The sequence below is a fragment of the Gardnerella vaginalis genome (assembly GCF_040427915.1).
Taxonomy (GTDB): Bacteria; Actinomycetota; Actinomycetes; order Actinomycetales; family Bifidobacteriaceae; genus Bifidobacterium; species Bifidobacterium vaginale_C.
The window spans coordinates 632,518-654,610 of record NZ_JBETXJ010000002.1; the positions used below are offsets into that span (position 1 = coordinate 632,518).

Below are 22,093 nucleotides of genomic sequence, written 5' to 3' on the forward strand. Positions count from 1 at the left end.
GCATTTGTTCCCAAAATCGCCAAATACGTAAACAAACGTGGGAAAGTGTTCCTGCTTTTGTTTACCAAATGGGTCAAAAAGGGAACAATCTCGGGAAAGTGTTCCTGCTTTTGTTTCTTTTATCCTGCGTTTGTTCCCAAGATCGTCAAATACGTAAACAAACGCGGGGAAATCGCTCGCGCGTTACAGCGCGCTCACGTCTTCGCTGCACGTAAAGTCCACTGGACTTTACGTTTGAGCGGCTCAGCGAATCTAGGTGACTTCTCGCGCTACGCTTTAAGCTCGAAGACCCTTTTCTTTATGCGTGCATGCCACTGCTGCGTTGTCTACGCCGAAACAAGTGGTGTGATGTTGCCGATGCTGACTATGTTTCTATAGCGCGTTTTTGCAAAAATGTAGGTATAGATGAGTATTTTTTGCACGCTATGCCTTCATTTTGCCAAAATGTCGGTATAGAACATGGCTTTCTGTAAACTATGACGACATTTTGCTATTTTGTGGATTTTGGGGGATATTGTTGCGGTTTTTGATGATTGATAGAGTGTTTGGTATTGAGAGTGAGGAAAGCGATGTTTAGGAATGTAATGGCGATTGAGCGCGCGCTTGGAACGGGGATTATTATCTCTAGCAGCGTGCCGATTGCGCAGCGAGTTGAGCAGCGGATTCGTGCTTTTGTTGACGAGTATGAATCGGTACTTTCGCGCTTTCGTGCGGATTCGCTTGTTTCGCACATGGCTCGTGCGGAGCATGGCGGCGAGTTTGAGTTTCCAACGTGGGTGCAGCCGCTTTTTGCGCTTTATAGCGAGTTTTACGCTGCAACGCACGGCGCTTTCGACGCGTGCATTGGCGCGGATTTGCTTGCGCTTGGCTACAACAATTCTGTTCGCTTTATTCCGCAATCGAAAGCTGGCGCAGGTAAGAATGAGAATAGTAGCAGTGACAGCTGGGCTGATTACCGCCGCGCTTTGCCAGTTACGTGGGCAGATATTTCGCAAGGTGGCGGCAGCACAATGCTTTGCACAAATCAGCCAGTGCAGCTTGATTTTGGTGCAGCTGGAAAAGGCTATTTTGTAGATCTTGTAACGCAGATTATTAAAGAGGAGCTTAGCGAGCAGCTTCCTGCGGATTTTGATTTTTTGGTAAACGCTGGTGGCGATATGCGCGTTTACTTTAGCAATGAAGATTACAAAATAAAAGTGGCTCTGGAAAATCCTTTTGATGCAACTCAAGCAGTTGGAGTGGCATCAATCGCAAGCGGGGCGCTGTGTGCATCGTCTAATGCAAGAAGGCGATGGAAAGTAAAAGATGCAAGTTACTTAGGCAAAGACGCAAATGGCTTTGAGTCTAATTTAATTGCGACCCACTTGATTAATGCGCTTGACGGCATTCCTGCTTGCGATTTATGTGCAAGTTGGGCGTATATTCCTGCTAAAACTTGCGATTTTCCAACAGCTTATGCCGACGCGATTGCAAGTGCGTTGTTTGTATCGCAAGAAAACTATTTGCAAAAAATCGTGCAAAATGTTGGCGCTGAGTTTGCTGTAATGCTGCCAAATCATGCGCTTCGCAAAACGTGTGCCTTCCCAGCGCGCTTTTTTGCTGCTTAACCCAGATCACCCAAAGATAATTATCATTATCAATATCATTTTGTAATATTTGCGTGTTTTTTGCGCTGAACTATATCAATCTACCTGATATATCGATATTATGTTCATGGGGTTACTTGCGAAGCGACTTTAAACAGAATAAAACGGGAATACAAACCGTGCAAAAGCCGCCAAAAAATTTGAACGATTAAAACTAAATGAAAATAGAAAAATTGTGTGCGCTCAATGGGGGGATAGAGCCAAAGGAGATATGGAGACATTATGCGCGAGTGTGCAAAAGCGCGCCAGAAAGTTGCGAGCGCATCGGCATTTTTGTTGTCAATATGCATTTTAATAAGTTGCGCAATGGGAGTAGTCGGATTAGTAGGATTAGTAGGCGAGCCAACCATAGCCTACGCAACTGACGCCGACAAAACCTACAACAGTTGGTCAGAAGTTTCTTCAGCAGTTACAAGCCAAATAGAACAAGGTAAAAACGAATACAATAGTGCAAATATGGCAGGAGCTGCAACCAGATTCCAAGCTGCATACAACTCAGTATACGTAGCATCCAATTTCATAACCGTTGTTCGAGACACAATTGGGCAGGATAAAGTGCAGTCGCAAAGTGACCAGTTCCAGCAACTGCAAACTTTGGTATATCAACAAAATCAAAGCGCACAGATTAGTGAAGTGGCATCTACGCTAGAAAGAGATATTGCGCAAACCGCTTCTCAACTCGATGCAAACACGCAGCTAGATAAGCCGAATGTTTATGCATCTAAATTGCGCGCTCAAATCGCAAAAGAGCGTAAAAAGCTCGACGCAGCAAAAAAGAAAAATCTTGGGCGAAACGGCAGAACTTGGAGCCAAGTAGCGCGAGAAATGAACGTTATACTAGATAAATCTGCATCAACGTACAAAGCAGCAAAAGGAAATAAGCAAGAAGTTGCCAAAGCTGTTGATTTAGTAAACGAAGCCTATTACCAATATTACGAAAAGCTCGGTTTTGAGAAGAATGTGATGAACGCAATAAGCGGAAGCCGAGTAAGCACTGTTGAATACCAGTTCAAAGAGTGCAGACAGGCTATGAACAATGGCAAAACATTTGAGCAAACAAAAAAGTTCGTGACCGATCTTAAGTCAATGCTTGTTGAAGATGCGGCAAAACTAGACGGAGGAGCGACGTCTAACTCCAATCCGTTCATGCAATTTATAACAAGCTCCTTTGGACAGGCTTTTATAATTTTGCTACGTGAAGGATTAGAAGCGCTGCTGGTTGTCGCCGCAATAATCGCGTATCTTATTAAATCTGGGCACAAGCACATGGTTAAGTACATTTACATGGGGCTTGTCGCTGGAATCATAGCTTCGCTTATTGTTGCTGCGCTATTTGGATTGTTGTTTAACGGCTCTGGCCCGCAGCAAGAAATCACTGAAGGCGTTGTGGCGCTGTTTGCAATGCTCATGCTGCTGTACACAAGCAATTGGATGATTTCAAGGTCTTCTGTGCAAGCTTGGAACGAGTATATTCGCAACCAAACGACGGCAGCAGTTTCTAAAGGAAGCCTGATTTCTCTAGCACTGTTAAGCTTCCTAGCAGTGTTCCGCGAAGGTGCAGAAACTGTAATCTTCTACCAAGCGATTTTTGCCGTATCAAGTGGAGCAGACTCCATGATCTGGGGCGGATTTGTGGCTGCAGCCGCTGTTTTGGTTGTAATCTTCCTGCTAATTCGCTTTGCATCCGTTCGCATACCAATTCGCCCATTCTTTACAGGAACCAGCGCTCTAATGTGCATCCTAGTGGTGATTTTTGCTGGCGGCGGCGTACACGCGCTCATAGAGGGTGACGCAATCGCTGGAGTTTATATTCAAGGCTTGCCAACTAACGATTGGCTTGGATTCTATCCGTACGTTGAAACGATTTCAGCACAAGTTGTAGCTGCAATCGTGGTTATTGCACTGCTATGCGTGTCTATTTTGCGCACACATAAGTCGCCAGCAACCGTTCGCGGATAAGTCAAAACTAAAAGTCAAAACTAAAAATCAAGCAATAATAAACAAATAATTAACTAACAGAAAAGGTTAGATATGAAGAACAAAAAGATGATTGCAATCGCAGCCTTGGCGCTCGCAGGAATGCTAACTCTTACGGGTTGCGGTGCAAATGGAAACGCAGCAAAGTCTACGTCAAAGCCACAAGCATCCGAGCAGAAGGCTGACGACAAGGGCGGAGACAAGGGCTTTGAAGAGGTTCCAGTTGGACCTAACCAAGACCAGAACATTGGACCACTTACGATTGGTGCAGTGTACTTCCAGCCAGTCGATATGGTTCCAGCAGGCATGGGCTTAAAGGCAAGCGAGGCAAGCTTCCACCTTGAGGCTGATATTCACGCAAACAAGGAAGGCACAAAGCTTGGCTACGGTAAGGGCGAGTTCATTCCAGATTTGACTGTAAATTATCAAATTATTGATAAGGCGAGCGGCGACGCTGTTGTAAAGGGTACGTTTATGCAAATGAACGCTTCCGATGGCCCACACTACGGCGCAAATGTTAAGCTCGATAAGGCTGGAAACTACAAGTTGGTGCTTTCTGTTGAATCGCCAGAAAAGAAGGGCTGGATGCTTCACGTAGATCCTGCTACGGGCGTGACTGGCAGATTCTGGACTGAGCCAATTACTGCTACATTCGACGATTGGAAGTACACTCCACGTCAGTGGTAGTTTTGCCAGTGGTAGTTTGTGAATAAAAACAACAAATAAATAATGCATAATGCATGAATAAAAAACAAAAATAAGTAAATAAAAAACAAAAATAAGTAAATAAAAAACAAAAATAATATGTAAACAGTAAAGGAGGGAGACATGCTCAGGCTGTTCGTTACAGTACTTCCAGGGCTGCTCCCTCTTGCGCTGCTTACAATGGGATTAAGCGCAACTCTAAGCGTTGGCGAGGGGAGAGATAAGCCAATCAGCTCCCGCTGGCGACTTTTCGGCTTGATTTTTGGAACAGTTGCGGCGCTTGTTTTTGCATTTTTGCGTGCAAGCGTGGTGATTAATCAGCGCAATTTTGTGAATCTTCCAGCGCTTTGCATTGCCGTTCCGCTAGATATTGCCGCAATCGTCTGTGTTGCTGCATCTGGCAAAACGGTTGCAAAATGGCGCAAAAATCCGCTGCCCTTGCACATAAGCAATGCAATTAGTGCGCTATGCCTAGCGTTTACAGTGTTTTACGCGCTTCCAGACGTGATTTTGCAGCTTACGATTTTCGTTGACTCCAGCACGCCTCCGTTTACTTCCGATATGCTTCTTCGCGCACTGGGATTTATTCTTGGCGCGGCTGCTGCGATTTGCATAAGTCTTATGGTTAGGTCTTTGCGCACAACCTCCAGTAAAATCGCCTTTAAAATCGCAATTATTCTAAGCATAATAATCTTGCTAATTCAGCATTTAACGTCTTTGCTGCAAATTATGCAAGGAAGTATTTTGCTGTATATAGACGATTTTTCGTTTAGAATTCTTGTTTGGCTTATAAACAACGCTCCGCTTATGATTATTGCGCAAATTTGCGTGTTCTTGATTCCTGCATTTGCGTCTATTGTGATTGGTTTTAAGACGCCTGTAGTTGGAGAAAATCCTGCACAAATCCGCGCAAAGCGAGCGTTTAAGCGCAAATCTAGAAGGTCCGCGCTTGCAGCTCTTTTGGCTGCAATTGTAGTAATACTTACTCTTACTGCTGGCGTGTCTCTTATGAATATTAAGCCAACACTTACGCCTCCAGAACCGTATGAGTTGCACGATGGCGTAGCAACAATCAACTTTGTTCAAATTAGCGATGGCCACTTGCATCGATTCCAATATAAAGCTAAAGATGGCACTGTTATGCGCTTTATAATCATCAAGAAAAATGGTGGAGCGTATGGCGTGGGCTTGGATGCTTGCGAAAATTGCGGCGATGCTGGCTACTACGAAAAAGATGGCAAGATAATATGCCGAAAATGCGATGTTGCAATAAACTTGGCGACTATTGGATTTAAGGGCGGATGCAACCCGATTCCATTCCCGTACAAGGCTGGTGGTGGCAAAATTACCATTCACACAGCCGATTTAGACGTGCTTAGCTCGCACTTTAAGTAGGAGTGCTTGCAAATGTTTATGATTCGAATGGTTGCGCGATCTCTTGCAAGGCAGATTAAAAAGCGAGTTCTTATAGCGATTGTTGTGTGCTTGAGTGCGTGTGTAAGCGTGGCAATGCTTAGTGTTGTTTACGACGTTGGAGACAAAATTAACGCGGAGCTTAGCTCTTACGGATCCAATATTATTGTTCAGCCTAAGTCGAATGCTGTTGTGAACGACTTGTATGCTTCTCGCACAAAGTCAGCTTATAGTAATTCGCAATCTTCTCAAACTTTGGCTGATGCGGAAAGCGAAGAATCTACTGCTTTTTTGAAGGAATCGGATGCTGCAAAAATCAAAATGATTTTTTGGGCGTTTAACATAACGAATTTTTCGCCAAAACTAACGATTTACGCAAATCTTAAAGCAAATTCTTCTACTGAATCTGCTAATTCTGCTAATTCTGCTAACTCCACTAATTCTGCTAATTCAGTAGTTCCGATTGTTGGCACTTGGTTTAATCGCAAGCTTGCGCTCGCTTCTGGAGAGACAACAGTTGTTGGCGTGCAAGGAATGCGGTCTTGGTGGAAGATGATTGAAGGCAGATTCCCACGTGATTTTAAGCGCGAAGCCGCTGTTGGCACAAATCTTGCTAAAAGTCATAATCTAAAAGTTGGTCAGCTAATAAAACTAACTCGTTCTGGCAGGCAAATCTCACTTAAAATTGTTGGCATCTACGATTCTGGAGATAGCGACAATAACGCGATTTACGCGGATTCAAGCGAAGCTCAAAGCCTTGCAAATAAGCCAAATATGGTTGAGGCGATTGAGGTTAAAGCATTGACTACGCCAGAAAACGATTTAGCGCGTAAAGCGGCTAAGAATCCAGCGGCTCTTAGCCAAGAAGAGTGGGAGACTTGGTATTGCACGGCTTACCCAAGCTCGATTACTTACCAAATTGAAGAAGTGATTCCAGGAGCTGTTGCAAAGCAAGTGCGGCAAGTTTCGGCTATGCAAGGCAGCGTGCTTAACAAGACGCGCGCTGTGATGGTGCTTATGACGGCGCTTAGCTTGGTTGCGGCGGCTGTTGCGGTTGCGAATCTTATGGCGGCTGCGATTTCGGAGCGCTCGGGGGAGCTTGCGCTGCTCAAGGCGCTGGGTGCGCGCGATGGCGCTGTTGCGCGGCTAATGCTTATGGAAACAGCGGTTATTGCGTGCGTTGGTGCGCTTATTGGCATGATTGCAGGCTTTGGAGTTGCGCAAGTGATTGGATTTGGCGTGTTTGGTTCTGCGATTTCGCTTCGACCAATGGTATTTGTGCTGGTGTTTGTTCTTCTTGCGATTACTGTTCTTGTTGCCGCTGGCTCTTCTATTCGCTCTATTTTGCATGTGCGTCCTGCGGAGGTGCTTCATGGGCGTTAAATCTGGTTCTGGTATGACTTCTAATAGCGCAATGTTTGCAACTATGCTTTTTGGCGCGGTTTTTCGCCGAAAGTCGCGTGCGCTTATGGCAGTAGTTGCCACTCTTGTTGGTGCTGCAACGCTATTTTGTTTGGCTGCAATTTGCATTGTTGTTCCTCAACAAATGAGTGACGAAATGCGCGCGTATGGAGCGAATATTATTGTGACGCCGCTTGCAGGCGAGTGGAAGAATGGCATTGATCGCGCAATGGTTTTGCACACTAACGACATGGTTCTTGCAAAAGGCGCTATGCGATCTGCTACGTACCGTTACGAAAATGTGCGCATTAATGCAGCTCCGTACGTGCTTGCTGGAGTAGATGTTTCTGCTGTTAAGTCGCTTAATAAGCATTGGAATGTGGACGGCGCTTGGCCTAGCAGTGGAAACGTTATGGTTGGGCGAGATGTGTCTCTTGCTATGGGCTTAAAGATTGGTTCGCGCATTGCAATCGCGTATCGCGCTGGCGATAATTCCTCGGATTCACATAAGCCTGCACAAAAGTCGCAAGGTAAGTCGCAAGATAATCAAGCAGATAATCAAGCAGATAATCAAACGGAAAAATCTTCCCAAAATAAGCTTGTTGAAGGCAGAGTTTCCACGGATATTATGGATACTCACGGCACAACTTTCCGCGTTTGCGGCATTCTAGACACGGGAGATGCCGAAGATTCCATGCTTTACGCAACTAACGCGGATTTGCGTGCGCTTACAGGCGTTAAGCGCGGCGCGGACGTGATTGCTTACTCGTCTTCTGCGCCGAATGTAGAGGCGGTTGTGCGCAGCATTAACGATATGACTTCTATGCGTGTTCGCGCGCAACAAGTAACCAAAGTTACGGCTGCAGACACTGGCATTATTGCTATGCTTCGCAGCCTATTTTGGATTGTTTCGCTGGTTGTTCTTGCGCTGATGATGGTTGGCGTAAGCACTACGATTTCTTCGATTGTGCAACAGCGCAGAAATGAGATTGGCTTGCGCAAAGCTTTGGGTGCGAGTGCTAAGAGCATTGGCGTTGAATTCACTGCGGAATCTGGGCTTTATGGCTTTATTGGCGGAATCGCCGGTACGGCGGTAGGGTATGGTTTTGCGCGCTTGCTTGCATCAATGGTGTTTTCTAGAGATTTGAGCGTTAACTGGTGGCTGGTTGCGTTTTCTATTGTGTTTAGCGTTGCAGTGTCTTGCGTTGCTGCTTTGCCACCTGTTTTGCGCGCGTCAAAAATCGACCCTGCGATTGTGCTTCGAGAAGAATAGTTTAGAGTGATTTTAGAATGATTTTAGAATGTTTAGTTAAGGATTTTTAAGGATTTGATATGGCAGAGAATGTAGAAAATAGGCAGGAAAATACTGATTCCAAGCCAGAAATGCTGTTGACTTTGGACCATGTTTCCAAGATTTACGGCTCTCTTCGCGCTGTTGACGATTTGTCTCTTACTGTGCCTCAAGGCGAGTGGCTTTCGATTGTTGGCTCGAGCGGTTCTGGCAAAACTACGCTGATGAATATTATTGGGTGCATGGATTCGCCATCTAAAGGCTCTGTTGCTTTGCAAGGCCGAAAGCTCGAGGATTTGAACGCAGGTCAGCTTGCAGACGTTCGAAAAAACGTAATCGGTCTTGTGTTTCAAAAGTTTTATCTTGTGCCGCATTTAACAGCAGTTGAAAACGTGATGGTTGCGCAATACTACCATTCTGTTGTAGACGAATCTCAAGCCATGGAAGCCTTGGAGCGCGTTGGCTTGAAGGATCGCGCTCATCATTTGCCGAGCCAGCTTTCTGGCGGTGAGCAGCAGCGTGTATGCGTTGCTCGCGCGCTTATTAACTGTCCGAAGTTGCTTATTGCGGATGAGCCGACTGGTAATTTGGACGAAAAAAATGAGCAGATTGTGCTCGACTTGTTTAAGCAGCTGCACAAGCAAGGCACTACGATTATTGTTGTAACGCACGATTCTTTGGTTGCTCAATGCGCAGATCGCGAAATCATGCTTAATCACGGTGTGCTTGTTGGCGAGCGTTGGAATAATGATAGTGCACGCAAAGCGTACGAGGCGATTGGTGGCAAGCCTGCGTTTACGAGTGCTCACGTTGATGAAAGTGTTGCAGAAGCTTTGCAAAATCATGAGCCGACTAAATCGCCTAAATTAGCGAATTTAGATGATTAGTTTTTATATGATTAGTTGCGTATGGGTTTAATTTAAGATTTAAAGGCGATGATTTTATGGTTTCAGATAATATGTTTCACGATGTTTCACGCTGTAATAATTTGCGTGATGATTTGAAGTCTAAAAAAATTGCAAAAACGGTTGCTGCGATTGCGGTTTTAGCTAGCTCAAGTGCGCTTCTTGCATCTTGCGGCGAGCCGAGTGCTGTGCCGATGAATGATGAGTTTGCAGGAAACTCTGGTCAAAGCGAAAACGATAGTGGCAATGCTTCGAAATCTTATGATTCTGGCGCTAAACAATCGCATGCTTCCGCGCAAAGTGAGGATTCGCAAAATCAGCAAAATCAGCAGAATCAGCAAAATTCTCCTAAAACAGACACTGGCAACTACAAAGATGGCGATTACAAAATCAAAGCTACGTATGGTCCAGTTGCAGAAGACAGTATTGATGTGAATTTAAGTGTTGCAAGCGGAAATGTGAGCAGTGTTGAAATCACGCCTCATCCGTTTACACCGATTTCCAAAAAACACATGAGCGCTTTTAGCGAGGCTATTCCAGGAAAAATCGTTGGAAAACCGCTAAAAGATTTGCATATTTCGGTTGTTGCTGGAGCAAGTTGGACTAGTGACGCCTTCAACAAAGCGCTTGACGTTGCTCGCCAAGAGGCTTCAATTCAATCCGCGCAATAATATTAACCACCTTACTCCATGACTTCAAGAATAGTGCCTTCGTTGCGAATCATCGTTGCTGCCATAGCTCCGATTCCTGCCATAAGTGGAATAATGGCATCACTGTATTCGTGCATGAACTGTGCAAAATCATGATCATAAGAAATAATCGCAACGTACAAAAGAAGGAATTCGACTGCTGTAAATATTGCCCACTTAAGAATCCAAATAAGCGTTTTTTTAATAAGTTTTATAGAGTCCTTGCTCATGAGTTGCCTTCTTTCTAATTTGCTGTTTTATTTGTGAGCATTGTAGCTAATTCGCGCACATTTCTTATCGTTCGTATGCGTTTTGTATTTCTAGTATAAATATTGCAATCCCTCGAGCAATATGATGTACTCAAAACTCAGTACTCAATATTGCGCGGAAAATGTTTGTAATTAGACTTAAAGCAACGCACAAATATGTTGCGCAAATACGTTACAGATACAAGGAGATACAAACATGAGTAGCGCAGATATGGGTAGTGTAAGCATGAGTGATTTTGGCATAAACTCTTGGCATCCAGAAGATAACGTAAACAAAATAGGAAAAGTTTGCGAAAATAGCATTAATCAAATTCAAAAGCAGGAAGATAACCTTGCGGAAAATAGTAGCGAAGAGCTTTCACAATATGAAATTGATGAATTAGCTAAGCAATTAGAAGAATTCTTTACAAAATATATTGTGCTAGAAAATGGCTCTTTTGTTGTAAAAGAGGATGCTATTATTGCAGACGGCTATGGCGATCATATAGAAGATTTTCGCAATGCCGCAAAAGGATTAAATCTTTCAATGGAAGATCAACAATAAGCTTAAATCCTTAAAGTCTAAATCCTTAAAGCCTTAAATCCTTAAAAATCGCTTTCATCAATAGGGTGACCTTGTGGGCGCTTTATTACTCGCCACAGAATCGCCAATGTTACAACGCCATTTGCAATTCCATAGTAATAAATCCAAGGAACGTGAATAAGCCCACAAATAAAGCATGTAATAATATTTATTAAATTATTTAGATAATTGCTACGTATTTGCTTATTTTGTGATTCGACTTTTTTGCGCTCTTGCTCAAGAGTAATTATGTAATCTTTGTTGCTTTCTATATTCTCAACATCATCACTTGTTCTGTTAGCGCCTGCGCCATCAATCTTAGATATATTATTTTCTATATACGCATTTTTTTCTTTAATAACGCTTTTACGCAAGAAAAAATATGCATAAGAATACAATGCAACAGAAAGAAGTCCTGGTACAAGCCACAAAACGAAAAAGCCAAAACTACGCATAAAAGCAGCTGTTGAGGCAAGCGCCACCGCAGCTACTTCTGCGGAGTGCAATACTACTAATCGTTTTGTCATATAATCCTGCTGCAATCATTATTGAATATGAATTTCAACGCAACCAAAAGTCGCATATTGTTACTTATTATAACCAAGTTTGACTTACGTGCATTACTTGTAATCATTTATTACTACACAATTTGCCCTACTTTGCGCGCGTTTATAAAGTAGAATATAAGAAAAGTAGCGTGTGATTGCAAGAAAGCCATTATGCCAAAAACGTATGCAATAGTAGATAACGACCCACTAGTTTTAGCGGTTATGCGAAACGTGCTCAGCAAGCTTTTGCCAAGTGAGTACGTGTGCAAATGGTGCGTAAAATCAGGCGTTCAAGCTTTGCAACACTGCCAAGTAACAAAAACAACTCCGGATTATATTCTGATAGATATGTCAATGAAAGACATGTCTGGAGTAGAGGTAATACGCGCAATTCGTGAGCAAAACAACAGCATTATTTTAATTGGCATGACTTCTTACGATTGTAGATCCTACGCTTCGATGGTTGCGCAAGTTGGTGGGCAAGCTATGGTTGCTAAAGACAATTTCAAAGGACTAGCAGAAGCTTTGCAATATTGCGATAATCAGCACGTGTATGGCTGCCGATGTGTTAAAGATGTTGCTTACGATTTTGCTACTCCGCAAGAATCTTTTATTAGACTTTCTAAATCAAGGTCGCGTAGCGTTTTGCCGCCTCAAGAACTAAAAATCATGGATCTGCTCGCTAAAGGCTACACAACAAATCAGATTGCGGCTCAACTTGGTCTTATGCCAAACACTATTAACACGCATATTCATAGGATTTACAAAAAATTGCACGTTTCTAACCGCGTGCAAGCAATATCCGCATTTGCTGCAATGCAAAATCGTGAGCAAAATAGCAATATGCAATATTTTAATGATTCGCTGCAAAATCATCCGAATCTTTTGCAAGAAACGGATAGCGCATGTTAATGAAAACATTTTCGCGCGTTATTGAGTTGGTTAAAAGCTGGAAAATTCAGCGAACTTTATTCATAATATTGGCGATTCTTGTAGTGTCAATGGATGTGCAATCGTGCAATACAGCTGGTTTGTGGCATAACCCGCAGCAATCTGTGTGCCAATACGTTTGGATGTTCGTAATATTTCTTTTGATTGCTTTTTCGCGTCAAATATCCCTCGTAACTCCGATTTTATATTGCGTAACGTTAGCAGTACCAGGCGTAAATGCAACTTGCTTTCTTTTTTCATTGATCGCTAGCATGTTTGTTGCAGGCTTTTACGATTCGTGGAAGTATTTGCTTTGTGCGTACATAGTTTCGCTGAATATTATGTACTTTGCAAAAATGGCGTACATTCCGCTTACTTTTCCTTGTTTTATTCTTATTTCCATGATTTGCGGTTACGCTTTGCGCAAGTATTTGAACATGTTGGAAGAAAATAATCGCGCAAAAATGGATATTGTGCGCAGTGAGTTCCAGTCTTATATTGCGTCTGTTGCGTTGCAATTGCATGACGATGTGAACAATGAGATTACGGATATTACATTGCTTGCGACTGATGCTTTGTATGCCGAGAGCGGTGAGCATACAAAAGAGTCATTAGAGCAGATTGTTGAGCATTCTCGTAATGCGCTTTCTAAAACGCGACTTGTTATTAATCTACTCGAGCAAGCTGAGCATAAGTATGATGATTCTTTAGATTCAAATATTGCTAGTATTGCTAGCACGCAGTTCGTTTATGGTTCTAATGGTAATAATTGCGTGACTTTGGCTGATTTTCTATGCAATATTCGCGCACGATTGCAATCTGAGCGTAAGATTTGCGAGCAGCTTGGGTATTATGGCTCGATAACAGTGGTTGATAAAAGTTCGGGGAGTGGTGATTTTACTGCATCTGCAACTGTTAGTACTGAAAAAGCTCAATGTGCTATTCGCATGTGCAGCGAGTTGCTTACTAATATTCGTAAGCATTGCAATACTAGCGTTGATTTTTCTATGAATGTTACGGTTGATGAGCGAGAATGCAAAATAATGTGCATGAATTCGATTTCGACGTTGAATAAGTTTGGCGAAAGACTTGTTTTTGGCAAAGGGCTACTATTCCACAAAAAATCTGTGGAACGCTTAGGTGGATCTTTAAGCGCGCAAAAAGATGACGACACTTGGCTGGTCAATGTTGTTATTCCGCTAAACTAGCATCACTCAAATCATGCGTTATCGTGGCATTTTTTGTTAGATTTGCAATTTCTGCCACGATAACGTGTATAACATAGCAACGAAACAGCATTCTGCATTGCAAATTAACCGCCTACTTGCATCTGCCATGAAGCAGACGCGTCCAAATACTAGATTAACGCGCAAGAGAAAGCACAATAAGTATCTTTCACAATGGCTATTTCTCTACATGAAGCGGAATGTGTACATTAATAATCCACGAATCGCCATCTTCAATAACTTTAAAAGTTCCACCAACGCGTTCCGCAAGTATCTTATGAAAACGCAGTCCATATCCTAATTGCAAGTTAGCAAGAATACCTCGTTGCGCACTATTTATACACGTAATATGACATTCATGGTCATTAAGCATTACATTCATGGCGTATTCTTTAGGCTTTGCAGCATGCTTTTTTACGTTCGCAAGCAGTTCTCGGCAAATATACTCAATTTGAGAACATTCTTCAAAAGGCAAATGCGCTGATCTCGAATCTTCAGCAGCTAAATCACTACTAAAGTCAATGGAACCAATATAGCCAAGCTTCTCAAATGACTTTTGCTCACCATCAAATAAAACGCGTAATCCTGTACAAAAATCTTTATAACATGTAGTCGATTGCATAACATCGCCAGTGCTTGCAGTTGTAGCATTGTCAAGAAGAGAAATGATATTACGTGCTCTATGAACAGTTGTAGTAGCACGTTGAAGAATCTCTCGCGAATTTTCATGCTCTTGGTCATGAGTCGTTTTAGGTTCAATAGATTGTTGAGCCATCATCATAATGCTGGAAAGCTCATTAGTTACTTCATCGTGCATGCGAATTGCGGCAATAGTGGCATATTTTTGAAAAACGTTGTAACGCTGTGCAAATAACTGTTCCTGCTGTTGGTGAATAGTAGAAATATAGTATTTTACGATTGCGCTAGAAATAAGAGTTATAAGAAGCCACCACGCTAACACATGAGCGTTTTGAAAATCGCAGATAATAAAGAACCATGAAGATACTCCGCAAGAAGAAAGCACGGTGTACCAAGGCTGAGTGATTACAGCAATTGCCAAACAAATCAATATGGTAAGCATCATAGATGAGTAGTTGATATTTGGCGCAATAATTACCAACGGCATCCAAATAAGCACAATAAAAGATGCTTTACGAGGCCATATTGCAATACATAAGCAGATTACAATCCATACTATTTCAACTGTAATTGCATGCCAATTAGAGTAGTAATGAAGATTATTATAGGAACAAATTTCAAGAATCAAAGTACAACTTATGATTACACCAATTCCAATTTTCTGCCATGCGTCATGCGGCAAAAAATTGATCATACGCGTTAATAATTTCATAACTACCTACTTTTACACGTTAATTTCTTACACGTTATATGTCATGCGAATATTTTGCGAGCGCAGCAAGCGCCTGCATTCGACTTCGGACTTGAAGTTTTCCATAAATACGCCGTAAATGCGTGTTTACTGTTGAAACTTTCACATTAAGCTGATCTGCAATCTCTTTCGTAGAATACCCCTGTTTGCACAAGCGCATAATTTCCGATTCTTGAGGAGACAAAACTGAAGTCTTCGGAAGTTGAGAAATCATATTAAATGATTCTTGCGGAGTGTGAAAATAGTCAATATATTTTGGCAATTCTGGGCAACCGTAGCTTGTTGTGCGCGATTGGATAGCTGCAACTACGTCTGCTAAATTGTCTTTATGCACTAACGCTTGACCACCCGCCTTAGAAACTTGCAATACGTATTCATCCAGCATGTAGGAAGTAATGCCAATTAAAACAATATTGCTATTGCGCTCGCGAATTGCCTTAATTACATCAACACCACTCATTTCTCTCATTGACATATCTACTAAAAGTACGTCAGGAGTATTTTCTGTAACGCAACGATGAATAGCTTGTTTTGCAGAAGAACACATCCATGCACAAACAAAGTTTTCAGGCAAACGACTTTTCAGAAGGAGTTGCATATATCGCAATACAAGCGTGTCATTATCAACAATTGCGTAAGTAGTGTTCATACAATATATGGTATCTTGTTTTGGAATCCACTTATCAAGAGATGTGCGATTGTATTGTTTTTCTCAAATTATCAAGATTGTACACATTAAAGTGCCATACGCTAGCACTTTCCGTTGGCACACTCCATTCTTCGGTTTTGCCATTCGCAGTAAAACGAATTATTTGAGTTGTTGGTTTACTTATAACTTCAAAATTAGTGAGTTGATTCCACGCAATACGACGAAGATACTTATCGTCTAATTTAGCTAGATTACCCGAGCCTAAAATGACATTCGGATTAACAACAATAAACTCATTATTAGTGGCAGCGACAATACGTGTAGCAGTACCTTCCATGGCGTACCACAGCGTGTTGAAGACAAACAATTTTAGTAAATCTTTCCACCAAGGGTTGTACTTCATAGTAAGCACATATGTTTTACCAACTGAAAGATTATGCGCTTTAAAGTACTTAACAATATCCTCTTCTCTTATACCGCGCAAAGGATTAGTCATAATAAGCACCTCCTTGTGATTCTTGTTTTGTGAATTACCAACATGCTAACGTTCAAATTTTATCTACACAAATAGGCGTACTTATTTTTAACGATAGCGTTTTTAGAAAACTTTTTAAAAACTTTTACTATTAGCAGTTTGTATGTTCTCAACAATCAACATTTAAGAATATTTCCGTTTTGGAACTATTTTTAGATATCCGCGTACTTATGGAGTTATCGTGGCAGTTTTTGCTAGATTTGCAATTTCTGCCACGATAACTTGCTTAAAAAATATGGTTATACAAAAGGAATAACATTTTCAAGCGTACTTGATGAAATTATAAACTTATTGAACGTTCTTAACGCTAAGCAAAATGACTAAATTTTGTATCCATTGGCGACAAAGCGACAATTCTGGCGACATAAAAATGTCTCTTTGCGTCATATCTCTCATGTTCATTCTTGACAAACTCACACAACAACTTTAATATTTTTAATAAAAGTTTAATTTAATTAAAGTTTTATAGGTTGACGAAAGGGGTGATATGGATCATATTCCAAAATGGATGGCTAATCTCACAGACGAAGATATGTCGTTTATAAAGAACTTTGTATTATCGTCTGGATCGTTAAAAGAAATGTCGCAAATGTATCAAGTCTCTTACCCAACGATGAGAATCAGGCTTAACAGGCTCATTGAAAAACTGCGTATAAGCGACAATGAACCAGAAGACCCATTCGTTCTTTTAGTAAAGAGTCTTGCTATTGACGATAAATACGACGTTGACACAGCTCGAACACTCATAAACGAATATAGAAAAAGAAAGGATGAATCATGAGCTATGCATTATTTGGTCCAATAATTGACATTCTTATCGCACTTGCCATATGTGCTTTAGTGTTCTTTATCGCAAGAAGTCTTATTCGCTATGCGCATTCTCTTAAGAAAGACGATAAGTCATCTAAGCAGTCTGCAGAAGATAAAAGAATTGCATTACAAGACTTATAAAACACAAAACTGCCACGATAACTCGAATTTTAACAAGAAAGAAGAGAAGCAATGCAACTACCGAGCTAGCGCCTCAATATGCAACACACGATCACACCGCTGAGCAATCAAAGGATCATGCGTCACTACAAGCAATGTCTTGTTATATTCTTTATTCATCGCTTGCAATTGCGCAAACACTTTATCAGCAAGATCTCTATCAAGTGAACCCGTCGGCTCATCTGCCAAAATCAACGAGCCAGGTTTCAGCATTGCACGAGCAATCGCAACTCGCTGCTGTTCACCACCAGAAAGCACAGCAATACGGTCATTTTTAGCATACTCAATATTGAGTTCAGCAAGAACTGCATCAATCATTTGGTGTTTAACAGACTTTGACTCTTTATTATATGCCATCGCAATCCACAAATTATCAAGCACAGTTCGATCATTGAGCAATGCAAACGATTGAAATAAATAGCTAATATGATAACGACGTAACTTGGTAGCAGCAACGGAATTAATAGCTGGAAGTTCTTTGCCAGCAATCTTTATTTCACCTTTATCATAGGTTTCAAGCATGCCGAGAATGTTGAGAATAGTGGATTTTCCAGAGCCAGAAGCCCCCATGATTGCTAACGATTCTCCTTGTTGCACACTAAAACTAAGATTATGTAAAACCGGTCGATTTCCATATGATTTATAAAGATTGCGTACACTTATTAAAGGTTCAATACCATTGTTTTGCATTATCAACTACTCCTTTACCATAGAAGTAATGTGTTTATTACTCAAATAATATGTTTGTATCGTTAATAATATGAGTTCAATAATTGCCGAAATCAGCACATATATCATGCCAGAACGAGTACGTTCAATCGAAGCAATAACAAAAAGTACTCCTTGAACGATTCCTACAAGCAAGAACGGCATAGAAAATATGCGTAATAGCGAAAAACCAAGCAATCGTTTCACTGCAATACTTTCTTGATAACATGCTGCAAACATAGCAATAACCGCTATAAGCAATATCAACATAAGTAGGGTAATAAGCAGAATTACACTACCAAACAATTGCAACGTCTGCATAATCGTCTTTTGATAGCCTGCAATGCATTCTCCTACTTGTAAGAATTGAAGATGATTATCATCAAGATGATACCGTGCAGTATAAGCGTCGCTCAGATATCGAGCTGCTGCTTGATCATTCAATTTAATGTAACTATTGTCAAGGCCGCCAGCAAGTAATGATTCACTTTCAGATGCATTCAAATTATCACTTGTCGCATAAAAAATAATAGGATCTTTTACAATAACCTTATGATGAATATCTGTGGACCAGTTAAACCACTCGCGAGAAGGATGATACGTGCGGAATGCGAATTGTGGATGCATAGTAAACTTGGTCGAAACATCAGTAGACGTTAAGTTGTCTGACTCTTGAAGCCACCGCCTCATCGAAGTCTGCTCTTGAGGATTATACGTATCGGGAATGAAGTAGATGCGCACACCCTGACGAGCAAGGTTTTTGACCTCGTTATTTACAGTAAACCCTTGATCTTGCAAGTACTTAGGTGATGCCACAAACGACCAGAATGGCTTAGAAGGTACATGCTTATATACGCTACCATTGCGCCAATCTTGTAGTATATCTGCATCAAAGAAGCTTGTGTAAATAAGCCTTACTCCTGGCTTATCCTCAATGGAACGATACCATGCAAAAGCATCTTTGGCGTACTGCGTCGATTGACCAGATACCGAAGCACCATCTTGCCCTACAAGACGGTGATACATAATTCTCTGGTTTAATACAGGATGCCACAAACGAGCAACTTCCACACTTTTCTCCAACTCGCCTATTGGCCCATCTATGCTATGCACACCTTCTAATACGCATGTTGATGCAATAGCATAAACGAGTGCAAGAGCAATAAGCATACCGCGTTTGGTGATACGATTACGAATTGCATCTACTGGTTTTACAGAAATAATCATCAAAATGACTAATGCACTGAGAAGCAACACAACTGCAATAACTGGCAACGCTATAACCAGCGCCTGCATTAACAATTGAATATTCCATATAAATCCGCGAGTAAATAAACTCATCACGATACAAACAAGAGGATATACGGCGAGCGTTGAAACAAGTATCGGCATAAGATGACGCAAAGCAAACGATGAACGCGACCAACCCAGCAATAAGTAGCTTCCCAATGTTCTATACGAAAGATACCCATCAGCAATTATCGTAATGCCAAGAAGCAACACTGTTACAATGCAGACAATAATAAAAGTAAGTTGATTAAAACTATTGGATCGTGCTATTCCAGATTTTCCACGTTGAAAATCTTGGTAGGTTGTACTAGCGATGCGAGCAGCTTGAGTAACTAATGCATGGTAGTCTCGATTGGAAAGTCCCACAATCCTGTAATCGCCAAGCTTTGTTTTACTATTGTCGACGAGGGCATCTAATTGACGAACAACTAAACGCGAACCCTCAATGGAAATAGCGGGCAGATCAGCAAGCATATCTGCTTTTGCCATATCAAGTCCAAGCGTTTTGCTACTTTCGCTGTGCAATAATTGCGTAAAGGCATGCGATGTCAGAATCGGCGTTCCGAGATACGACAAAGTGAGCAAATCATCTTTACCCCGCGGATTGCCAAATATGCCAAGCTCAAAACCATCTACACCAGCATCACTAGCCGCTAGGCGCATATCATTACGAACCACAAAAGCATTATGCTGAGCAACAGTCTTCTTGAGTAATGCATAAATTTGATCAGCTTTGTCTTCTGTCACACCGCGCAATGAAAAAAGGCGACTCGTTTGTGGATATATAGCAATACAATCGCTCAAGGAGTCACTCATTCTTGTCAAACCTAGCAGCGATGCAAATAATGCAAGCAGAAGAACAAGTGCGCATGACAATGAACGCAACAATCGAGACATCGCATCCCCTATGATAAGTTATTCATACATACAGATTATTTGCAATCCCAATAGGCAGTAGCACATGGCACCAATGCCATGGAAACTGCTAGTACTACTGTCGATACAATACGTGAAATTTTCTTCATCGTAAACCTCCAACTTATTTGTCGGGGGGGGGGCAATGTGCCTCCCACTAACATGATAGATTTACTTGTTTGTTGCGTCAACAAGAAATGTTAAGGATGCGTTTTAATCGAGTATTTGGACCTATTTCAATCGAGTACTTGGACGAACCTTTGCGCAGCAGATGCAAGTAGGCGGTTAATCTGTGACGCATAATGCTGTTCCGTTGTTATGTTATACGAGTTATCGTGGCAAAAATTGCAAAATTAGCAAAAACTGCCACGATAACGCATGATTTCGGCTGCGCGATATAGTATGTAACTATTGTCTCGTAATCAGTTAAAAAACATTGTTTGTGCGTCAACAAAGTTGATGCTTGTTTTAGCATGACGAGGATTGTAAGAAGTTGGATACTTTGTAAAAAGCATAAATATTTTCTTATAATCGCGATTTTTTGCATTCTCAACTAAAGTTGCTCGCTGCAACAACTTGCTCACTGTTTCAGCTTCGTTGAGATTATTACGCCACTTACATTCTGCAATAAGAAGCTGCTTGTTAATATCGTCTTCTGCAACAATATCGATATCAGTTTGTTCGCGCGCAATAGGATCAGCACCCCACCATTTACCTAACTTAGTTGGCAAAAAGTCCATTCTGCCAATTTTGCATTGGCGCACAATCCACTGTTCGCACATTTTCTCAAACTGTTGACCTACAAAAGTGCTAAACACTTCATGTTCGCCACCAAGAACGCTACTTGCGGCAGCGATTGAAAGTCCGCGTTCGATCAATCCTTTATTAGGTGCTACAAACCTATACCAATACGCAAAAAATGGGTCACAAATCTGCCATAATCCTTTTTTACAATGAAGTGGATTCATGCCGAATGGAATATTTCTTTCAATTAATCCAAGGCCTTCTAATGTTTTCAAATACACGTTCACCGATGTAGCTGGCAATCCAATACGATCCGATATCAAAGTCGGAGTATTGCATCCCGTAGCAAGAGCATTTAGCACACTATTGTATGTTGACGGATCGCGCAATTCCTGGCGCATAAGCATGTCTGGTTCAGCGTACAAAATTCCCGAAATGTTAAAACATAATTGCTCAAGATTTTCCGCAAACGAAGACTTATTATCTAACTGCTCAATATAGTATGGTGTTCCTCCAAGAGATGCAAAATAGTTGATTTTATCTTCCCAAGTAGCATTATTTGGCATAAGCTCAGATGCTTCAAAAAGATTAAATGGTTGTAAGCGAATCTGTGCGGTACGCCTTCCGTAAAGTGGACTCTTTTTGCCAAGCACTTCACTTTCCATGAATCCTTCGTTACTGCCGCACAAAATAAGAGTCATGTTCGTGTTCTTAAATTTATGATCTATTGCGACTTGGAATGTTGACGCTAAGGATTTATCTGCTTGAGCTGCGTACGGAAATTCGTCGAAAACTAGAATAAGTGGAGATTGAGAAGCGCTTTGATTTGCGTTGTTAGATTGTTTCGCAACAAAATCGAGAGCGTCGTTCCAATTATTAAACGATCCTGTAGTTGACGGTAGATTGAAGAAGTCGTACACAACGCGCGAGAAATCACGTAAATTCTCGATATTGGTTTGTTCGCGAGCAGTAAAAAGTATTGCGCGCTTATTTTTACAAAATTGTGAAATAAGCGAAGTTTTTCCTATTCGTCTTCGGCCATAAACTATTGCCATCTGGAACGAGTGTTTGCTGCTTTCATACAATTTTTCCAGTACTTGCAACTCGTCTTGTCTGCCAACAAAAACCATATTCCACCTGCCGCTATGCCAATAATTGCAATATTTTTCAGCGCATCTTCTGGCTGCCGAATCTGCGCTCTAGTTAATATAATCGCGATTATTATAATCATAATTATAATAATCTAAATTATATTATTTTGCAATATACTCAACGCAACCGCACGTTATCGTGGCAGTTTTTGCGATTTT

At 41.4% G+C, this 22,093-nt stretch carries 22 protein-coding genes; 13 read left to right on the forward strand and 9 right to left on the reverse strand.

Annotated features, from left to right (window positions below):
• The first annotated feature begins 584 nt into the window (after window positions 1–584).
• From ABVC65_RS02575 to ABVC65_RS02610, 8 genes are all read left to right on the forward strand, one after another.
• Entirely contained in the window at window positions 585–1,607 is a 1,023-nt protein-coding gene (locus ABVC65_RS02575; RefSeq protein WP_353582910.1) for an FAD:protein FMN transferase, read from the forward strand.
• A 261-nt stretch (window positions 1,608–1,868) separates the two neighbouring features.
• Window positions 1,869–3,605, forward strand: coding sequence for an FTR1 family iron permease (locus ABVC65_RS02580; protein WP_353582534.1), 1,737 nt, complete (start codon window positions 1,869–1,871; stop codon window positions 3,603–3,605).
• Between the two features lie 72 nt (window positions 3,606–3,677).
• Window positions 3,678–4,310: an iron transporter gene (locus tag ABVC65_RS02585; RefSeq protein ID WP_004122746.1), complete on the forward strand. Its 633-nt coding sequence runs from the start codon at window positions 3,678–3,680 to the stop codon at window positions 4,308–4,310.
• 141 nt (window positions 4,311–4,451) lie between these two features.
• A complete protein-coding gene (locus tag ABVC65_RS02590; RefSeq protein ID WP_353582535.1) occupies window positions 4,452–5,723 on the forward strand; it encodes a DUF2318 domain-containing protein in 1,272 nt (423 codons plus the stop codon).
• Window positions 5,724–5,735: 12 nt separating this feature from the next.
• Window positions 5,736–7,124, forward strand: a complete 1,389-nt coding sequence (locus tag ABVC65_RS02595) for an ABC transporter permease (RefSeq protein ID WP_353582536.1) — start codon at window positions 5,736–5,738, stop codon at window positions 7,122–7,124.
• Window positions 7,114–8,415, forward strand: a complete 1,302-nt coding sequence (locus tag ABVC65_RS02600; protein ID WP_353582537.1) for an ABC transporter permease — start codon at window positions 7,114–7,116, stop codon at window positions 8,413–8,415. The genes ABVC65_RS02595 and ABVC65_RS02600 overlap by 11 nt, the downstream gene beginning before the upstream one ends.
• A 59-nt stretch (window positions 8,416–8,474) precedes the next feature.
• Window positions 8,475–9,320 carry an ABC transporter ATP-binding protein gene (locus ABVC65_RS02605; RefSeq protein WP_353582538.1) on the forward strand — a complete coding sequence of 282 codons (846 nt, stop codon included), beginning with the start codon at window positions 8,475–8,477 and terminating at the stop codon, window positions 9,318–9,320.
• A 56-nt stretch (window positions 9,321–9,376) separates the two neighbouring features.
• The gene (locus tag ABVC65_RS02610) at window positions 9,377–10,009 is read left to right on the forward strand and encodes an FMN-binding protein (protein WP_353582539.1); all 633 of its coding nucleotides are present in this window, start codon (window positions 9,377–9,379) and stop codon (window positions 10,007–10,009) included.
• Between the two features lie 11 nt (window positions 10,010–10,020).
• On the opposite strand, the gene ABVC65_RS02615 is transcribed toward ABVC65_RS02610, so the two are convergent.
• A complete protein-coding gene (locus tag ABVC65_RS02615; protein ID WP_004122761.1) occupies window positions 10,021–10,257 on the reverse strand; it encodes a hypothetical protein in 237 nt (78 codons plus the stop codon).
• A gap of 235 nt (window positions 10,258–10,492) precedes the next feature.
• Between ABVC65_RS02615 and ABVC65_RS02620 the strand changes: the two genes are divergently transcribed.
• On the forward strand, window positions 10,493–10,840 hold the full coding sequence (locus tag ABVC65_RS02620) for a hypothetical protein (protein ID WP_353582540.1): 348 nt from the start codon (window positions 10,493–10,495) through the stop codon (window positions 10,838–10,840).
• A 41-nt stretch (window positions 10,841–10,881) separates the two neighbouring features.
• Here ABVC65_RS02620 and ABVC65_RS02625 read toward each other — a convergent pair whose 3' ends face one another.
• Window positions 10,882–11,385, reverse strand: coding sequence for a hypothetical protein (locus tag ABVC65_RS02625; RefSeq protein WP_353582541.1), 504 nt, complete (start codon window positions 11,383–11,385; stop codon window positions 10,882–10,884).
• 192 nt (window positions 11,386–11,577) lie between these two features.
• Between ABVC65_RS02625 and ABVC65_RS02630 the strand changes: the two genes are divergently transcribed.
• Both ABVC65_RS02630 and ABVC65_RS02635 read left to right on the forward strand, forming a co-directional pair.
• Window positions 11,578–12,318 (forward strand): response regulator transcription factor, encoded by a 741-nt coding sequence (locus tag ABVC65_RS02630; RefSeq protein WP_353582542.1) that lies wholly within the window; start codon window positions 11,578–11,580, stop codon window positions 12,316–12,318.
• A complete protein-coding gene (locus tag ABVC65_RS02635) occupies window positions 12,312–13,544 on the forward strand; it encodes a histidine kinase (protein WP_353582543.1) in 1,233 nt (410 codons plus the stop codon). The genes ABVC65_RS02630 and ABVC65_RS02635 overlap by 7 nt, the downstream gene beginning before the upstream one ends.
• Before the next feature lie 196 nt (window positions 13,545–13,740).
• Here the strand turns inward: ABVC65_RS02635 and ABVC65_RS02640 are convergent, their stop codons facing one another.
• Genes ABVC65_RS02640 through ABVC65_RS02650 form a run of 3 tightly spaced genes read right to left on the reverse strand, consistent with a single transcriptional unit; the run spans window position 13,741 to window position 16,097 of the window.
• Window positions 13,741–14,913, reverse strand: a complete 1,173-nt coding sequence (locus ABVC65_RS02640; RefSeq protein ID WP_004122770.1) for a hypothetical protein — start codon at window positions 14,911–14,913, stop codon at window positions 13,741–13,743.
• Between the two features lie 34 nt (window positions 14,914–14,947).
• Window positions 14,948–15,601 carry a response regulator transcription factor gene (locus ABVC65_RS02645; protein WP_004122771.1) on the reverse strand — a complete coding sequence of 218 codons (654 nt, stop codon included), beginning with the start codon at window positions 15,599–15,601 and terminating at the stop codon, window positions 14,948–14,950.
• Window positions 15,602–15,635: 34 nt separating this feature from the next.
• Window positions 15,636–16,097 (reverse strand): hypothetical protein, encoded by a 462-nt coding sequence (locus ABVC65_RS02650; protein ID WP_004122772.1) that lies wholly within the window; start codon window positions 16,095–16,097, stop codon window positions 15,636–15,638.
• Window positions 16,098–16,623: 526 nt separating this feature from the next.
• Between ABVC65_RS02650 and ABVC65_RS02655 the strand changes: the two genes are divergently transcribed.
• Window positions 16,624–16,917: a DUF2089 family protein gene (locus ABVC65_RS02655; RefSeq protein ID WP_004110367.1), complete on the forward strand. Its 294-nt coding sequence runs from the start codon at window positions 16,624–16,626 to the stop codon at window positions 16,915–16,917.
• The gene (locus ABVC65_RS02660) at window positions 16,914–17,087 is read left to right on the forward strand and encodes a hypothetical protein (RefSeq protein WP_004110365.1); all 174 of its coding nucleotides are present in this window, start codon (window positions 16,914–16,916) and stop codon (window positions 17,085–17,087) included. Before ABVC65_RS02655 ends, ABVC65_RS02660 begins: the two co-directional genes overlap by 4 nt.
• Before the next feature lie 57 nt (window positions 17,088–17,144).
• Here the strand turns inward: ABVC65_RS02660 and ABVC65_RS02665 are convergent, their stop codons facing one another.
• The 4 genes from ABVC65_RS02665 to ABVC65_RS02680 form a co-directional block, all read right to left on the reverse strand.
• Complete coding sequence (locus ABVC65_RS02665; protein ID WP_004122773.1) at window positions 17,145–17,816, reverse strand: ABC transporter ATP-binding protein; 672 nt, start codon at window positions 17,814–17,816, stop codon at window positions 17,145–17,147.
• A 6-nt stretch (window positions 17,817–17,822) separates the two neighbouring features.
• The gene (locus tag ABVC65_RS02670; protein ID WP_004122774.1) at window positions 17,823–20,021 is read right to left on the reverse strand and encodes a hypothetical protein; all 2,199 of its coding nucleotides are present in this window, start codon (window positions 20,019–20,021) and stop codon (window positions 17,823–17,825) included.
• 440 nt (window positions 20,022–20,461) lie between these two features.
• Entirely contained in the window at window positions 20,462–21,913 is a 1,452-nt protein-coding gene (locus ABVC65_RS02675) for an ATP-binding protein (RefSeq protein WP_004122775.1), read from the reverse strand.
• Window positions 21,829–22,014 (reverse strand): hypothetical protein, encoded by a 186-nt coding sequence (locus tag ABVC65_RS02680; protein WP_353582931.1) that lies wholly within the window; start codon window positions 22,012–22,014, stop codon window positions 21,829–21,831. The genes ABVC65_RS02675 and ABVC65_RS02680 overlap by 85 nt, the downstream gene beginning before the upstream one ends.
• Window positions 22,015–22,093: the final 79 nt, after the last annotated feature.

What these genes read in the sequence shown, in the direction of transcription:
- ABVC65_RS02635 (WP_353582543.1), top strand. Translation starts at nt 12,312, where the DNA reads ATGTTAATGAAAACATTTTCGCGCGTTATTGAGTTGGTTAAAAGCTGG.
- ABVC65_RS02575 (WP_353582910.1), top strand. Translation starts at nt 585, where the DNA reads ATGGCGATTGAGCGCGCGCTTGGAACGGGGATTATTATCTCTAGCAGC.
- ABVC65_RS02625 (WP_353582541.1), bottom strand. Translation starts at nt 11,385, where the DNA reads ATGACAAAACGATTAGTAGTATTGCACTCCGCAGAAGTAGCTGCGGTG.
- ABVC65_RS02640 (WP_004122770.1), bottom strand. Translation starts at nt 14,913, where the DNA reads ATGAAATTATTAACGCGTATGATCAATTTTTTGCCGCATGACGCATGG.
- ABVC65_RS02585 (WP_004122746.1), top strand. Translation starts at nt 3,678, where the DNA reads ATGAAGAACAAAAAGATGATTGCAATCGCAGCCTTGGCGCTCGCAGGA.
- ABVC65_RS02605 (WP_353582538.1), top strand. Translation starts at nt 8,475, where the DNA reads ATGGCAGAGAATGTAGAAAATAGGCAGGAAAATACTGATTCCAAGCCA.
- ABVC65_RS02590 (WP_353582535.1), top strand. Translation starts at nt 4,452, where the DNA reads ATGCTCAGGCTGTTCGTTACAGTACTTCCAGGGCTGCTCCCTCTTGCG.
- ABVC65_RS02595 (WP_353582536.1), top strand. Translation starts at nt 5,736, where the DNA reads ATGTTTATGATTCGAATGGTTGCGCGATCTCTTGCAAGGCAGATTAAA.
- ABVC65_RS02650 (WP_004122772.1), bottom strand. Translation starts at nt 16,097, where the DNA reads ATGACTAATCCTTTGCGCGGTATAAGAGAAGAGGATATTGTTAAGTAC.
- ABVC65_RS02610 (WP_353582539.1), top strand. Translation starts at nt 9,377, where the DNA reads ATGGTTTCAGATAATATGTTTCACGATGTTTCACGCTGTAATAATTTG.
- ABVC65_RS02620 (WP_353582540.1), top strand. Translation starts at nt 10,493, where the DNA reads ATGAGTAGCGCAGATATGGGTAGTGTAAGCATGAGTGATTTTGGCATA.
- ABVC65_RS02655 (WP_004110367.1), top strand. Translation starts at nt 16,624, where the DNA reads ATGGATCATATTCCAAAATGGATGGCTAATCTCACAGACGAAGATATG.
- ABVC65_RS02580 (WP_353582534.1), top strand. Translation starts at nt 1,869, where the DNA reads ATGCGCGAGTGTGCAAAAGCGCGCCAGAAAGTTGCGAGCGCATCGGCA.
- ABVC65_RS02645 (WP_004122771.1), bottom strand. Translation starts at nt 15,601, where the DNA reads ATGAACACTACTTACGCAATTGTTGATAATGACACGCTTGTATTGCGA.
- ABVC65_RS02675 (WP_004122775.1), bottom strand. Translation starts at nt 21,913, where the DNA reads ATGGTTTTTGTTGGCAGACAAGACGAGTTGCAAGTACTGGAAAAATTG.
- ABVC65_RS02665 (WP_004122773.1), bottom strand. Translation starts at nt 17,816, where the DNA reads ATGCAAAACAATGGTATTGAACCTTTAATAAGTGTACGCAATCTTTAT.
- ABVC65_RS02660 (WP_004110365.1), top strand. Translation starts at nt 16,914, where the DNA reads ATGAGCTATGCATTATTTGGTCCAATAATTGACATTCTTATCGCACTT.
- ABVC65_RS02680 (WP_353582931.1), bottom strand. Translation starts at nt 22,014, where the DNA reads ATGATTATAATAATCGCGATTATATTAACTAGAGCGCAGATTCGGCAG.
- ABVC65_RS02615 (WP_004122761.1), bottom strand. Translation starts at nt 10,257, where the DNA reads ATGAGCAAGGACTCTATAAAACTTATTAAAAAAACGCTTATTTGGATT.
- ABVC65_RS02600 (WP_353582537.1), top strand. Translation starts at nt 7,114, where the DNA reads ATGGGCGTTAAATCTGGTTCTGGTATGACTTCTAATAGCGCAATGTTT.
- ABVC65_RS02670 (WP_004122774.1), bottom strand. Translation starts at nt 20,021, where the DNA reads ATGTCTCGATTGTTGCGTTCATTGTCATGCGCACTTGTTCTTCTGCTT.
- ABVC65_RS02630 (WP_353582542.1), top strand. Translation starts at nt 11,578, where the DNA reads ATGCCAAAAACGTATGCAATAGTAGATAACGACCCACTAGTTTTAGCG.